General features: G+C 41.1%; 8 protein-coding genes. 6 read left to right on the top strand and 2 right to left on the bottom strand.

What is annotated here, in order from left to right:
- Positions 1 to 19: 19 nt before the first annotated feature.
- Together JWR61_RS23650 and JWR61_RS23645 are read left to right on the top strand one after the other, a co-directional pair.
- Positions 20 to 1,390, top strand: a complete 1,371-nt coding sequence (locus JWR61_RS23650) for an AGE family epimerase/isomerase (RefSeq protein WP_301930172.1) — start codon at positions 20 to 22, stop codon at positions 1,388 to 1,390.
- Positions 1,391 to 1,464: 74 nt separating this feature from the next.
- Positions 1,465 to 2,574: an SGNH/GDSL hydrolase family protein gene (locus JWR61_RS23645; RefSeq protein ID WP_301930171.1), complete on the top strand. Its 1,110-nt coding sequence runs from the start codon at positions 1,465 to 1,467 to the stop codon at positions 2,572 to 2,574.
- A gap of 30 nt (positions 2,575 to 2,604) precedes the next feature.
- On the opposite strand, the gene JWR61_RS23640 is transcribed toward JWR61_RS23645, so the two are convergent.
- Positions 2,605 to 3,447 carry a sugar phosphate isomerase/epimerase gene (locus tag JWR61_RS23640; protein ID WP_301930170.1) on the bottom strand — a complete coding sequence of 281 codons (843 nt, stop codon included), beginning with the start codon at positions 3,445 to 3,447 and terminating at the stop codon, positions 2,605 to 2,607.
- Positions 3,448 to 3,690: 243 nt separating this feature from the next.
- On the opposite strand from JWR61_RS23640, the gene JWR61_RS23635 reads away from it, so the two are divergent.
- Both JWR61_RS23635 and JWR61_RS23630 read left to right on the top strand, forming a co-directional pair.
- Positions 3,691 to 4,410 carry a porin family protein gene (locus JWR61_RS23635; RefSeq protein ID WP_301930169.1) on the top strand — a complete coding sequence of 240 codons (720 nt, stop codon included), beginning with the start codon at positions 3,691 to 3,693 and terminating at the stop codon, positions 4,408 to 4,410.
- Positions 4,411 to 4,572: 162 nt separating this feature from the next.
- The gene (locus JWR61_RS23630; RefSeq protein ID WP_301930168.1) at positions 4,573 to 5,274 is read left to right on the top strand and encodes an outer membrane beta-barrel protein; all 702 of its coding nucleotides are present in this window, start codon (positions 4,573 to 4,575) and stop codon (positions 5,272 to 5,274) included.
- A gap of 91 nt (positions 5,275 to 5,365) precedes the next feature.
- On the opposite strand, the gene JWR61_RS23625 is transcribed toward JWR61_RS23630, so the two are convergent.
- Positions 5,366 to 6,376, bottom strand: a complete 1,011-nt coding sequence (locus tag JWR61_RS23625; protein WP_301930167.1) for a beta-ketoacyl-ACP synthase III — start codon at positions 6,374 to 6,376, stop codon at positions 5,366 to 5,368.
- 106 nt (positions 6,377 to 6,482) lie between these two features.
- Here JWR61_RS23625 and ruvA point away from each other — a divergent pair, with 106 nt between their 5' ends.
- Entirely contained in the window at positions 6,483 to 7,100 is a 618-nt protein-coding gene (ruvA, locus tag JWR61_RS23620; protein ID WP_301930166.1) for a Holliday junction branch migration protein RuvA, read from the top strand.
- 28 nt (positions 7,101 to 7,128) lie between these two features.
- Positions 7,129 to 14,430, top strand: a complete 7,302-nt coding sequence (gene sprA, locus JWR61_RS23615) for a cell surface protein SprA (protein WP_301930165.1) — start codon at positions 7,129 to 7,131, stop codon at positions 14,428 to 14,430.
- Positions 14,431 to 14,485 lie beyond the last annotated feature (55 nt).

Here is a 14,485-nt window from a genome sequence, read left to right as displayed (position 1 = left end):
AACAATAGCAATCAAAAGCATGAAAACAATCTTATTGTTCCTGTCTTTTTTATTTTTCACCGGCGCATCGGCTCAAAAAAACGCAATTACAGCTGCAAAGCAAGAGCGGTTTAAAATTGCGGCAGAGATGGATTATTCCGTTAAAAAAGAATTACTAAACAAATGGTATCCGCAATGCATTGATAATATGTATGGCGGATTTATAACCACTTTTACGTACGATTTTAAACCTACCGGTCCGCAGGATAAATTTATTGTAACCCAGGCACGCCACACCTGGACAAGCGCAAAGGCGGCATCGTTATACCCTAATGTTAAATATTACATGAAGGCATCGGCAAACGGATTTCATTTTTTGCGGGATGTAATGTGGGATAGAACTTACGGCGGATTCTACAACCTCGTTACGAGGCAGGGTAAAGATAAAAGCAACCCCAATGCTCCCAAGGAAGCCTACGGAAACGCCTTTGCCATTTATGCGCTGTCTGCTTACTACAAATCATCTGGTGATACAGGCGCTTTGAACCTCGCAAAGAAAACATTTTTGTGGCTTGAACAGCACAGTCATGATCCGGTATATAAAGGATATTACCAGCATTTAAAAAGAGATGGCGCTATTGTAAAAAGAAATGCAGCCACACCTTCCACTTCAGACCTTGGATACAAAGATCAAAATTCTTCTATTCACCTGTTGGAAGCATTTACTGAATTGTATGCAGTATGGCCTGACGCTATGGTTAGAGAGCGATTGGAAGAAATGCTCTTTTTGATAAGAGATAAAATCACGACTCCCAAAGGCTATCTCACTCTTTTTTTTACTCCGGATTGGACACCTGTTTCTTATAGGGACTCATCAGAAGCTGTAATAAAACAACATAAGTATTTAGACCATGTATCTTTTGGCCATGATATAGAAACTGCTTACCTGATGCTGGAAGCGTCGCATGCATTGGGGATAAAAAACGATACCGCCACATTATATGCAGGCAAAAAGATGGTAGACCACGCACTGCGCAATGGCTGGGATAATTCAATTGGTGGCTTTTATGATGAAGGATATTATTTTAAAAACCGTGATACCATCTCCATATTGCTGGACAGTAAAAACTGGTGGGCGCAGGCCGAAGGCATGAATACCTTGTTAATGATGGCAGATTATTTTCCCAACGATGCAATGCAGTATTACGCTAAATTTAAGCAGCAGTGGAACTATATTCAGACCTACCTGATTGATCATGTAAATGGCGATTGGTACGAGGAAGGACTTGATAAAGAACCTCAACGAAAGATCGCTTTAAAAGGCCATATATGGAAAGGCAATTATCACAATTTCCGGGCATTGGCGAACTGTATTCAGCGGCTGAAAAAAGTTAATGGTAAAGTAGAATAGAATCAGTTTCGTTCGTATCCGAACTTTCCAATCTTCTTTTCATAATTTACATACCTAAATCAATACAGCTGTTTATGAAACTTCAATTTAAAAGATTCGCCACAGGCGTATGTGTTTTGTTTCTTGCCATAACAGCGTTTACTGTCCATAAAGAAGTACCAACTGAATTGCCTGCAACAGCCTTATTCCCTTATGGGAGATGCCTGATTAATAAAGAACACAATCTTGAACTGATAAGTTCAGCCGTTCATTTTGGGTTTAGTTTTGAAGGTAAGGATTGCCAGGTTGTTGCATCCATCGCCAATACACAAGACCACAATTACCTGCAATATGAACTGGATGGTGTTTATCAAAAGCGGATTAAGGTTTCAAAAAATTCACATGTCTCTCTTGTCATTTCCGCTGGTGAAGATGGCAAACATATCGTGTGGATTTACAAGGCTACGGAAGCACATACCGGAGCAATTATAATAGAAAAAATAATCGGGCAAAGTATAAAAGCCATTAAACCAAAATCAGCAGCGCTGATAGAATTTATTGGTAACAGTATAACCTGTGGCGCTGCAGCAGATACTTCTGAAGTGCCGTGCGGAACAGGAGAGTATCATGATCAGCACAACGCCTATTATGCTTATGGCCCAAGGGTTGCAAGGGAATTAAAAACCAATTTTATATTAAGCAGTGTTAGCGGTATCGGCATCTATCGCAACTGGAACAGTGATGCGCCGGTAATGCCACAGGTATACGAAAAAGCGGATTTCCAGGAAAGCAGTTCAGCCATGTGGGATTTTAAATTGTACACACCAAAAATTGTGAGCATTGCATTGGGCACAAATGATTTCAGCAATGGTGATGGCCTCAAAAAAAGGTTGCCGTTTGACAGCGGGATTTTTGTAAGCAGCTATATCCAATTTGTAAAGCTGGTAAAATCAAAATACCCGGTGGCTCAAATAGCGTTGCTAAGCAGCCCCATGGTGAATGGCAATAACCGGTTGCTGCTGCAAAATTGTCTAACGGCGGTACAAAAAAATATAGATGAGTTGTATCCTGCGGATAAAAAAGTAGCCGTGTTTTTTTTCGAACCCATGCAGGCAACGGGTTGCGGCGGACACCCTTCAGTAGCTGAGCACGCTGTACTCGCAGAAGAGCTGATTCCCTTTTTTAAAAAATTATTGAAAAGTTAATAGTCCTGTCACCAAATCTATATCTCCGCCTTATTTAAGTGATTGTAAAAACTGGAGGCTTTGCGGAATTTGTTCTACCGGTGTTGGCGATTCATCTTCTATAAAACAATATTTAATACCGATTCTTTTTGCTTCTTTCATAACGGCTGCAATGCCAACATCTCCTTGTCCCAGTACTACATTGGTTTCATCCGGCGCATGTCCTTCCTGGTTGCCTTCTGTGCCCGGTTTACGGTCTTTTAAATGCAGCAGTAAAAAACGTTTGGGATATTTTTTAAGCAGCGCTACCGGATCTTGTCCCGGGTGCTTTACCCAAAAAACATCCATTTCAAAATTTACATACCGGGCATCTGTGTTTTTTACCAAATAGTCGAACATGGTTCCATCTTCAAAAGGCATGAATTCATATCCATGCGGATGGTAGCAAAATTGCAGACCATTTTCTTTCAGCACCTTTCCGGCAGTATTAAAAACCGCGATGGCTTTTTGCGCATCTTCAATTGTAAAGGCACCTTTGTGCGGCACCCAGGCGCACATGATAAATTTGCTGCCAAAAGCTTTTGCATTGTCTGCCACCAGTTGCGGATTGTTTTGCAGTTCTTCAAAACCGGCACCGTAGCTAACCATTTGCAGGTTGTTTTGCTGCAGCAATTTTTTATATTCTTCAACAGGTAAGTTATAGGTACCGCCCCCTTCAATGGCCGTAATTTTCCAATCTTTTATTTTGGCCAATGTACCCGGCACGTCTGTTTTAAATTGATTGCGGAGACTGTATAATTGCAGCCCGATTTGTTGGGCAGGCAACAAGTTTGCTGAGCCAGTCGTTAAGCTGCAGAAGATGATAAACACTTGTAAAATTGGTGAAACTTTCATACTGGCAATTGTTTTAAAGGTATAACTCTATCTTCATAAAGTTAAATCGTTTACACTATATAATGCTGATAATTATGATAGCACTTAAATAAAAAATTCGCAGCCTTACGGCTTTGACCCATTGCTTTTGTTTTTAACACTGCAATAAAATTGGCAAAATTAAAATGCAAAGCAAACTTCAGAATGCAGGAACAATTTCGCAATTGTTATATTTATCAATATTTTTAAGAAAAATCAAGCTGGATGAAAAAATTAATCATGAGCGCTGCATTGGCAGTTTTAGCGGCAGGTGTAACTGCACAAATTAGTTTTGGCGCACATGTGGGTGGAAACTTTGCTAACCTTCAGGGAGAACGTACAGAATCTGGTACAACAACGAAGGGGTTGACCAAACCCAAATTTGGATTTCTTGCTGGTGTTGTAGCTGTTGTGCCTGTAACGCATGTAATTTCTTTCAGACCCGAATTGAATATTATTCAAAAAGGGTATAACGCGAATTATAACAAGACTGATGCGACTATGAGTTTAGCATCAACAGGAGAGGGAACTTTTAATTTTATTGAGCTGCCTTTAAATTTTGTCTACAGTTTTCCATCGGGAGACAATACCTTTTTTTTGGGAATCGGTCCATCTGTCAGTTATGGCTTGTCTGGAAAATATAATTATACCATCAACAGTACTATTTCGGGTTACCCTACCCAAACTTTATCCGGCAATGGTCATGTGAAGTTTGATGGAAAAAAAGATAGCGAGATTTCTGCCAGCGATCCCGATAAACACATCAAGGCGCTTGACTTTGGCGGTAACATCCTGGCTGGCTATAAACTCCCCAACGGAATATATTTCCAGGCGGGTTATACCATGGGGTTTAACGATATTGATCCCAACCCAAATTCATCCTTAAAAACAAATGGTGTAAACGTCAAAGTAGGTTATATATTTGGTGGTAATGACGGTCATTAAACTTACTAAGAGCAGTAAAAAACACATTTTTTACGTTTGTGGAAGACCTGTTTTATAACGCTATTATGTTATTTTACGCTAATTGTATAAATGACATTTCTATTATTTTACAATTGGCTATAAAAAGTTATGGCCCAGTTTCACTTAATAAAAACTGACCGCATGAAAACTTTTTATTTAATCCTTGCCGCAATAATTTTGGCAGCCCGGGTTGATGGTCAAATTAAATTAGGTGTTCAGGCAGGGCCCACGCTTACAAATGCCGTGCGTAAATGGGGCGAGTCGGGAACTAAGGTGAAGCAAAATACCATAAATAAATTGGGATATATTTTTGGCGTGGTTGCAACTGTTCCGGTAAATTCATCTTTATTTTTTCAACCGGGATTGAACTTTGGGAAGGAAGGATATAAGATGGATTTATTTAACGCATCCGACACGTCGAACTTTTATTTTATGTCTGATGAAAAGGTCAATTTTCTAGAAGTTCCGCTTGATTTAATCTACCATATTTCAGCCAAAAAAGGGCTCTTCTATTTTGGGGCAGGACCGGTCATCGGACATGGATTATCTGGAAAATATGAAGACATGTCAGGTAGTTCCGGACCTGGACAGCATCCATCATCTACATCTTCCATTATAAAATTTAATAGACAACAGTCCTGGTCCGACGGAGTTGAACATCGAAAACCTGTTATGCTAAGCGCAAACTTATTAGTTGGCTATCAAATGCGCCGTGGATTGTTTATCAATATTGAATACAAATATGGCTTAAGGAATGTGGGCCCAGCATACGGTTCTTTAACTTACAATAGCCTGGGTGTTCAACTTGGCTTCCAGTTTAATAGTCGGAGTAAATTATTCTAACAGAGGCAGCCTGCTTACAGGCTGCCTCTGTTAGAATATAGTAATTAAAATTAAAAGAGATTGGAACTTCAAAAAAGGAGTTAGTCTTAATTTATTTTTCTGCAGGTGCGGTATCATAGGCCCATTTAACCAAAGTGGCACCCCAGGTAAATCCGCCGCCGAATGCCGCCAATACAATGTTATCACCTTTGTGTAACTGGCTTTCCCACTCCCACAAACACAGTGGGATAGTACCCGCCGTAGTATTGCCATACCGCTGGATATTTACCATTACCTTTTCTGCCGGTAAGCCCATGCGGTTGGCGGTGGCATCAATAATCCTTTTGTTGGCCTGGTGCGGTACCAGCCAGGCGATATCATCGCCGGTGAGGTGGTTGCGTTGCAGTAAATCATACGCTGCATCTGCCATGCCTTTTACAGCCGCTTTAAATACTGGTTGTCCTTCCTGGAAAATATAATGCTCTTTGGCTTGCACGGTTTCGACAGATGCCGGCCGTAAAGACCCGCCCGCTTTCATATGCAGGTAATTTTTGCCTGATCCGTCGCTTTTCAATAAACTATCCATCACCCCAACATCTTCTGTAGAAGGTTCCAGTAAAACCGCTCCTGCACCGTCACCAAAAATAATGCAGGTGGTACGATCCGTATAATCTACAATAGCACTCATTTTATCACCCCCAACAATAACTACTTTTTTATAGCGTCCACTTTCAATTAACGCGGCGCCGGTTGTTAATCCGAATAAAAAACCGGAACAGGCGGCGCTTAAATCAAATCCCCAGGCATTTACAGCACCAATTTTATCGCAGATGATGTTAGCTGTTGCAGGAAAAATCATATCCGGTGTTACCGTAGCACAGATCATGCAATCAATTTCAGTAGGGTCAATGCCTCTTTTTTTGCATATTTCCAGCACCGCCGGAACAGCCATATCCGAAGTAGCCAGGCCTTCTCCCTTCAAAATTCTTCTTTCTTCCACACCCGTCCTGCTCCTGATCCATTCATCATTGGTATCAATCATTGTTTCCAGTATGGCATTGGTTAGCCTGTATTCCGGAACGTATCCACCAACTGAAGTAATTGCTGCGGTAATTTTTTGCATATCGTATAAAAGATTTTTATTTTAGGTTTTATTTGATAATTTTAAAAGCGGGCAAAAATACGCTAAAAATCGCAAGGATGAATTTCGATACCTTCGGTCGGTTTTTATGCTTATTTTCGCAGCTGACTCAAAGAAAGACATGTACGCATACCTGGAAGGCAAATTTACTATGAAGAATGCGGCGCAGGTTTATGTGGACATAAACGGCGTTGGATACGAATTAAATATAAGCCTGAACACATTTACCCATATCCAAAATTTAGAAAAAGGTAAATTATATACTTACCTGCAGATAAAGGAAGACGGACACACACTCTATGGTTTTTTTGATAAGGGAGAAAAAGAAATGTTTATTCAGCTGATCAGTGTTTCGGGCGTTGGTGCTGCAACTGCCAGAATGATGCTGTCTCACCTGAAACCCGAAGAAGTAAGCAAGGCTATTATACAAAACAATGTAAAACTGCTGGAAAGCGTGAAAGGAATTGGCAAAAAAACAGCTGAAAGACTGGTACTTGAATTAAGAGATAAAGTAGCCAAAGCCGCAACGGATCTCAGCCTGCCCGCTACCGTGGGCAATAGATTACAGCAGGATGCGTTAAATGCATTGGTTTCATTGGGTATATCCCGTCCACAGGCGGAATCGGCAATACAAAAAATCAACCACACTGAACCCGACATAAACAATTTAGAAGATTTAATAAAAAAAGCGCTTAAAGCCATTTGATCAAATTTTACTTTAATTGATTTAGCGGATGTTTTTTAAAAGAAAATTGTTACCAAAAGTAATTGGCTTTGGGTTGGGACAGTTAGTGGTTTTACTTTCAATTTCACTTTCCATTTCGGCACAAAATAATACACCTTCAGGCAGAAATTTGCCTGCTGCAGGCGATACTATTCCACCAAAGGGGTTGCCGTATCCCATTCATGATACCCGCAATGATTTTATGAACAGCGGTATTAAAAATACCCTGGATTTTAAAAAGCCATCCAACATTACAGATTCCGTTGCATACGATCCTGAAACACATTTATATACCCTCTACGAAAAAATAGGCAACAAATATTACCGTACTCCCACCACATACACTTTTGATGAATACTGGGCGTTGAAAAACAAACAGGCGGAACTGGATTATTTTAAAAAGAGGGCCAACACAATGAATTTGTTGAACCGCAAACTGACCAAGCCCAAAATGTCGTTGTATGATAACCTTTTTAACCGCTTATTTGGCAATGGTAAAATTGATATAGCGCCACAGGGCAACGTGGATATTACCGCAGGTTACCAGGGACAAAATATAAAAAATCCCACACTGCCGGAAAGGGCCAGGAAGAATGGTGGCTTCGATTTTAATATGGCCGCCCAGGTAAATGTAAATGCCAATATAGGCGACAAATTAAAATTTCCCATCAACTACAACACACTTGCCAATTTTGGGCAGGATAACCAGTTAAAGCTCGACTATTCGGGCGTGGATGATGAAATTATAAAACGTATTGAAGCAGGGGCTGTTACATTTAGCTCCCGCAGTACTTTTATTCCCGGAGCGCAGCAGTTATTTGGTTTAAAAACACAGTTACAGTTTGGTAAACTGAATGTAACTTCTGTATTGGCCTATCAAAAATCAGCAAGGCAAACAGCCAACCTGCAGGGTGGCGCCGCTTCGCAGGTGATAGACATTAAAGCAGATGAATACGAAGAGAACCGTCACTTTTTACTGGGCCAGTATTTTAAAGACAACTACAATAAGGTATTGGCGAAACTGCCAGCTGTGACAACGCCTGTGCAAATTCTTAGGTTAGAGGTTTGGGTGACCAATAAAAATGGTGGAACAACCAATACAAGAGACATCGTCGGCTTAATGGACCTGGGCGAAAAAAATCCGTTTCGTGCTCCGCCAACAATCAATGTAATAAGCAATTTTGCTCCCCCACAAAATGGAACCAATGACCTTTATAGTAAAATAATAACTAACGGTAATAACAGAAATCCCGCTTTGGTGGTTAGTAATCTGCAGGCTTTGGGCCTTGCGCCGGTACAGGATTTTGAGAAGACATTTGCCCGGAAACTGGATTCAACCGCGTATGTTTTTAACCGGCAGGCGGGATATATTTCATTAAGCCAGCCCCTGCAATCTGACGAGGTACTGGCGGTAGCTTATCAATACTCCTACAACGGCCATACGTACCAGGTGGGTGAATTTTCACAGGATCTTCCGCCAGACAGCACTTCGGCTACACAAAAGGTGTTGTTTCTTAAATTATTAAAAGCAACGTCCCAGCGCACTCAATTACCTATCTGGCAACTGATGATGAAAAACGTTTATTCTGTTGGTTATGGTGTACTGACTCCAACGGATTTTAAACTGAATTTGCTATACCAGGAACCAAGCCTCGGAGCAAAAAGATATGTGCCTTTCGGCGATAAAAACCAGGGTACACCTATTTTAACACTGGTAAATTTAGACCGGCTTAACAGCAACCGGGATCCGCAGCCGGATGGTGTATTTGATTATGTGGAGGGCTTTACAGTTATATCGCAATACAGCAGAATTGTGTTTCCTGTATTGGAGCCTTTTGGCCGCGACCTTGCGGCGCAGATATACAATGTGATACCTGCAACAGCCAAGGATACGTTGTATTATGCATTGTATGATTCCATTAAGGCAGTGGCGCAACAGTACCCAAATCTGAACCGGTTTGTAATGAAGGGGTCTGCCAAAACTTCGGGCTCATCCGATATCAGCATTGGTTATAATATTCCAAAGGGCAGCGTTAAAGTAACCGCAGGCGGACAAACATTAACCGAAGGAGTAGACTATGATATTAATTATGACCTTGGTACCATCAAAGTTACCAACCAGGCCATTTTGAATGCAGGTTTACCAGTGCAGGTAAACTTTGAAAATAATGCCGGTTACGGCTTGCAGCAAAAATCTTTTTTAGGATTGCGGCTGGATTACCTGGCGAAAAATACCCTGAAAGAACAACTGGCCATCGGTGGTACCATCGTGCGTTTAAGCGAACGGCCGTTTTTTACAAAGAATAATATTGGCGAAGACCCGATAAAAAATACCATGTACGGGCTGGATGTGAATTACCGGAAAGAAACACCCAGGATTACCAAGTTGTTAGACAAACTTCCTTTCTATTCTACCACGGCACCTTCTACCGTTAATTTTTATGCAGAAGGTGCTTACCTGCAACCGGGCCATGCTTCGCAAATAGGCAAGGGCTCTGCAGGCGCAGTATACATTGATGATTTTGAAGGAAGTAAATCTGGTATCGACCTTCGTTTCCCTGCCATCAGCTGGGGACTTGCTTCTACTCCGCAGGGTGCCACTGATGAGGCGGGTAATGAAATTTTTAAGGAAGGAAAATTAAATAATAACCTTGATTATGGAAAGAACAGGGCTAAACTGGCCTGGTACCAGATTGAGCCAGCTTTGCAACTGTATAAAGGGGCTAATAACCCGCTCGGCAATAACAGGGACGAACTTAGCGATCCGCAGGTGCGCCTGATAAGTCAGAGTGAAATTTTTCCTCAACGGACTACTGACTACGGACAAAACCAGTTAACAACGTTTGACCTTGCCTATTATCCTGATCAGAAGGGACCTTATAATTTTGATGCCTCTCCTTTAAGTATTGATGCGAATAACCGGTTAAAAAACCCAACGCAACGATGGGGTGGTTTAATGCGCAATATTGATCAGACAGATTTTGAAACAGCCAATGTAGAGTTTATAGAATTTTGGGTGCAGGATCCGTTTATTAAAACGCCCATTTCCCCAACAGCGGGAGGTAAATTGTATTTTAACCTGGGTAATATTTCGGAAGATGTGTTGAAAGATGGCCGGCGTTTTTATGAAAATGGAATGCCTACGCCGAACGCACCGGCTCAGGTAGATTCTACTACCGTTTGGGGTAAGGCTCCCTTAAACCCGATACAGGTGACCAATGCCTTTAGCAATGATGCGAACGAACGGCAATACCAGGACGTTGGTTTTGACGGTTTGGATGATGCTGCTGAAAAAATAAAGAGGGCGCCCTATCTTGCCGCTTTGGGCCCTGTACTTAATAGTGCCGCTTTACAGGAAGTGTCTGCTGATCCTTCACAGGATGATTATACGCACTACAGGGATGCTTCTTTTACGGCCAATGACGGGATTTTAAAAAGGTATAAAAATTTCAATAATCCCCAGGGTAATTCAAAAGTAAATGATGGATCTATCTTTTCATCAGCAGCCACACTTTACCCTGATGCAGAAGATCTGAATAAGGATAATACCATGAACGAGTCGGAAGAATATTTCCAGTACATCGTGGATATCAAACCGCAAACAGATCCGAACATGCAGATTGGGGTTAATTATATTGTAGATAAAAAAGTGGTGGGTGTAAAATTGGTAAACGGCAATACCCGTAACGAAACCTGGTACCAGTTTAAAATTCCTATCGGATCGTACAACAGGAAAATTGGTAATATACCCGACTTTAAATCCATTCGTTTTATAAGAATGTTTCTGACAGATTTTTCTGACTCAGTAGTAATGCGTTTTGGAAAACTGGAATTAACCCGCAACATCTGGCGCAGCTTTAAAAATAAAATTGATACCACCGGAATTTATTCTCCTATTTCTACCAACGTAGACTTTAATGTAGGGGCTGTTAACATTGAAGAAAATGACAAACGTTCTCCGTTGCCTTACCGCACACCAAGAGAAATTCAGCGCCAGCAAATTCAAAGCAACAACGGTGTTAATCTGTTGCAAAATGAGCAAAGTATGTCGCTGCAGTTTTGTGCTTTGGGTAAGAATGACGCAAGAGGTGTATTCCAAACTTTTGCCAACAGGGACATTCGTCAGTACGGTAATTTAAGCATGTACATACATGCAGAGAACAATGTTAAAAGTCCAAACAGTATTAAAGACAAGGACCTGAATGCAGTTATAAGGATAGGAACTGACTTTGTAAGCAACTATTACGAAATAAAAATTCCTTTGTATATGACGCCGCTTGGTGCCAATACGCTGAATCCTAATACAGATGCCTATAACGATACATTATGGCGGGCCATCAATAACCTCAATGTAGATCTTACCCTGTTACCCAAGTTAAAACAGCTACGAAATGTACAGGGTTCACCGACTGTTATTTTCAGTGCACTGCAGGGCAATGGTCAAACATATTCAATACTCGGCGATCCTAACCTCGGCGAGTTGAGGGGCGTATTGATTGGCGTTGAAAATGTAAACAATCCGAACGCCTGCGGCGAGATTTGGGTCAACGAACTGCGCCTTACTTCTATCAATGAAAAAGGCGGGTATGCTGCGTTGGCAAGAATGGACATGAACCTGGCTGATTTGGGTACCGTTACGGGTTCAATTTCCACACATAGCAGCGGGTTCGGAACGCTGGAACAAAGGGTGGACGAGCGATTCAGGGATGATATGACCCAATTTGATGTAGCCGCTAACCTGGAATTAGGAAAATTGTTACCTAAAAAAGCAGCTATCTCAATACCTGTTTTTGCCAGTATTTCTCAAACCGTCAGCAAGCCGTTGTATGATCCATATGATCTGGACATCAAACTAAAAGATAAGCTGTCTGTGTCTCCTGCCAAAATGAGAGACTCGATAAAAAATGCCGCAGTAGATTTTACCAGTACCAAAACACTGAATTTTACGAACGTTCGCAAAAACCGCACGGGTACAAAAAAGCCTAAAATTTACGACATAGAAAATGTGGATGTCAGTTATTCTTATATCAATATAACAGCCCATAGTCCGTTGATAGAAAACAATGAAATTACGCGGCACCGTGGCGGTTTGGGCTACAATTTTGTACCGCAGCCAAAATACATTGAGCCATTCAAAAAAATGAAACTGTTTACCAAACGCAAAAAGCATTGGTTCGATTTGATAAAAGATATCAATGTAAACCCGGTACCCTCACAGTTAAGTTTCAGAGCCGATATTCAGCGGCAGTTCGGTGCCATCAGGCCAAGAAGTGTTGGATCTGACAAATATAAAATTCCCGAAACCTATGACAAGTACTTCACTTTTCAACGGGATTATATTTTGCGCTGGGGTCTTACACGGTCCATCATGTTTGATTTTAATGCTACCAATAACAGTCGCATTGACGAACCTTACGGCCGTATTGATACAAAAGAAAAGAAGGATACTATTATTAAAAACTTATTTAAGGGAGGACGAAATACGTTGTACAATCAAACGGCGAACGTAAGTTATACGTTACCTACAGCAAAATTTCCCCTGCTTGACTGGACAACAGTAAACCTGAAATACCAGGCTACTTACCGCTGGATCGGCGCTTCCAGGCTGGCTGTTGAGCTTGGCAATATTTTAGAAAACGGCCAATCCAAAGAAGCGACCGCCCAATTGGATTTCACCCGGTTGTACAACAAATCAAAATTTTTCAGGGTAATCGACCAACCGAAAGCAGAGCGAACAGAAAAAAATATCACCATTAAAAAAGATACGCTGTATAAGTATGTGATGAAAGACAGCATCAGGATAAAACAAATCAGGAAAATCAAAACAAGAAAAATAAAAGATCCCAACGCAATGCCATATGTAGGCAATATGGGCCGTGCTTTTGGTAAACTGGTGAGTAGTTTAAAACAGGTAAATGTTTCGTTATCTGAAAATGCCAATACCCGTTTACCCGGTTATATGGACAGCACGCAGGAAATAGGACGCAACTGGCGCAGCATGCAGCCTGATATGGGTTTTATTGCAGGCAATCAACCAGATACCAATTGGATGAGTGCCGCTGCAAGGAAAGGGCTGATTACAAGAGACAGTAATTTCAACACTATTTTTCAGCAATCCTTTGATCAGCGGCTGACGGTTACTGCTCAGCTGGAGCCGATACGTGATTTGCAGATTTCTGTAAACCTCAATAAAACGTTTAGTAAAAATTATTCTGAAATATTTAAAGATACAACCGGTACGGGCAATAATTTTGGTCACCTGAGTCCTTATTCCGGTGGAAGTTTTGATATTAGTTTTATATCCTACAAAACCTTGTTTGGCAAATTTGATCCCAACAGAATTTCCACCACGTTTCAAAAGTTCGAGTCGTACAGGCAAATTATTTCACAACGACTGGGCACTGCGAACAAATACAATGCAGGTATTCCGTCGGATGCGGATGGCTATGCGCATGGGTACAACCGCTATGCAACAGACGTTTTGATTCCTGCATTTGTTGCGGCTTATTCCGGTAAAGACCCCAAGTCTATCTCCCTTATCAATCAAAGCAATCCAAACATCAAATCAAATCCTTACAAAGGGTTTATACCTAAGCCCAATTGGAAAATTGATTACACTGGCCTTAGCAGGGTAAAGGGACTGGAAAAAATATTCAGTAACATCACCTTATCACATGCATATAACGGAAGCCTGAGCATGAATGGATTTACTTCAGCCTTATTTTATGCAGATCAGTTCAGGTACGGATTTCCCTCTTTTTACGATACGGTTTCTAAAAATTATGTTCCCTACTTTTTGGTTCCCAACATCACTATTACCGAACAGTTTGCACCACTGGTGGGTATCGATGTAATGTTCACCAACCAGGTACAGTTTAAAATTGACTATACAAAACAGCGTACTCTCAGTTTAAGCCTGATAGATTTCCAGTTGAGCGAAACCCGGTCTACTGAATTTTCTATTGGTGGCGGCTACCGTAAAAAAGGGCTGCGATTGCTAGGGGGTTTGACTTTGCCCAAGTTCCTAAGCAAGGGTGGAAAAGGTAAACTGGATAACGAAATCAATTTCCGGTTTGATATGAAAATCCGTGACAATGTTACTGTAAATAACCGGCTTGACCAGGAAGCCACATTACCTACAGGCGGTAGCAAAGAAATAACACTTTCGCCAACTATTGATTATTACCTTAATAGCAGGGTAAACCTTAAACTATATTTTGATCAGCGAAGGGTAATTCCATATATTTCGTCGAGTGCGCCGATTACCAATACAAGGGCAGGTGTGCAAATAAGAATTTCGCTGGCACAATAACTACTAATAAAACGTATATCATCCTCGCTTAACGGTGAAGATTTTTTTATTATGA

The organism is Ferruginibacter sp., assembly GCF_028288465.1.
Classification (GTDB): domain Bacteria; phylum Bacteroidota; class Bacteroidia; order Chitinophagales; family Chitinophagaceae; genus Ferruginibacter.
Note: the sequence above shows the minus strand (reverse complement) of the source record. Positions and strands in the feature narration are given on the sequence as shown.

Excerpts from the sequence above, each read along its gene's own strand:
- JWR61_RS23650 (WP_301930172.1), top strand. The coding sequence starts at position 20 with ATGAAAACAATCTTATTGTTCCTGTCTTTTTTATTTTTCACCGGCGCA.
- JWR61_RS23645 (WP_301930171.1), top strand. The coding sequence starts at position 1,465 with ATGAAACTTCAATTTAAAAGATTCGCCACAGGCGTATGTGTTTTGTTT.
- JWR61_RS23640 (WP_301930170.1), bottom strand. The coding sequence starts at position 3,447 with ATGAAAGTTTCACCAATTTTACAAGTGTTTATCATCTTCTGCAGCTTA.
- JWR61_RS23635 (WP_301930169.1), top strand. The coding sequence starts at position 3,691 with ATGAAAAAATTAATCATGAGCGCTGCATTGGCAGTTTTAGCGGCAGGT.
- JWR61_RS23630 (WP_301930168.1), top strand. The coding sequence starts at position 4,573 with ATGAAAACTTTTTATTTAATCCTTGCCGCAATAATTTTGGCAGCCCGG.
- JWR61_RS23625 (WP_301930167.1), bottom strand. The coding sequence starts at position 6,376 with ATGCAAAAAATTACCGCAGCAATTACTTCAGTTGGTGGATACGTTCCG.
- ruvA (WP_301930166.1), top strand. The coding sequence starts at position 6,483 with ATGCTTATTTTCGCAGCTGACTCAAAGAAAGACATGTACGCATACCTG.
- sprA (WP_301930165.1), top strand. The coding sequence starts at position 7,129 with ATGTTTTTTAAAAGAAAATTGTTACCAAAAGTAATTGGCTTTGGGTTG.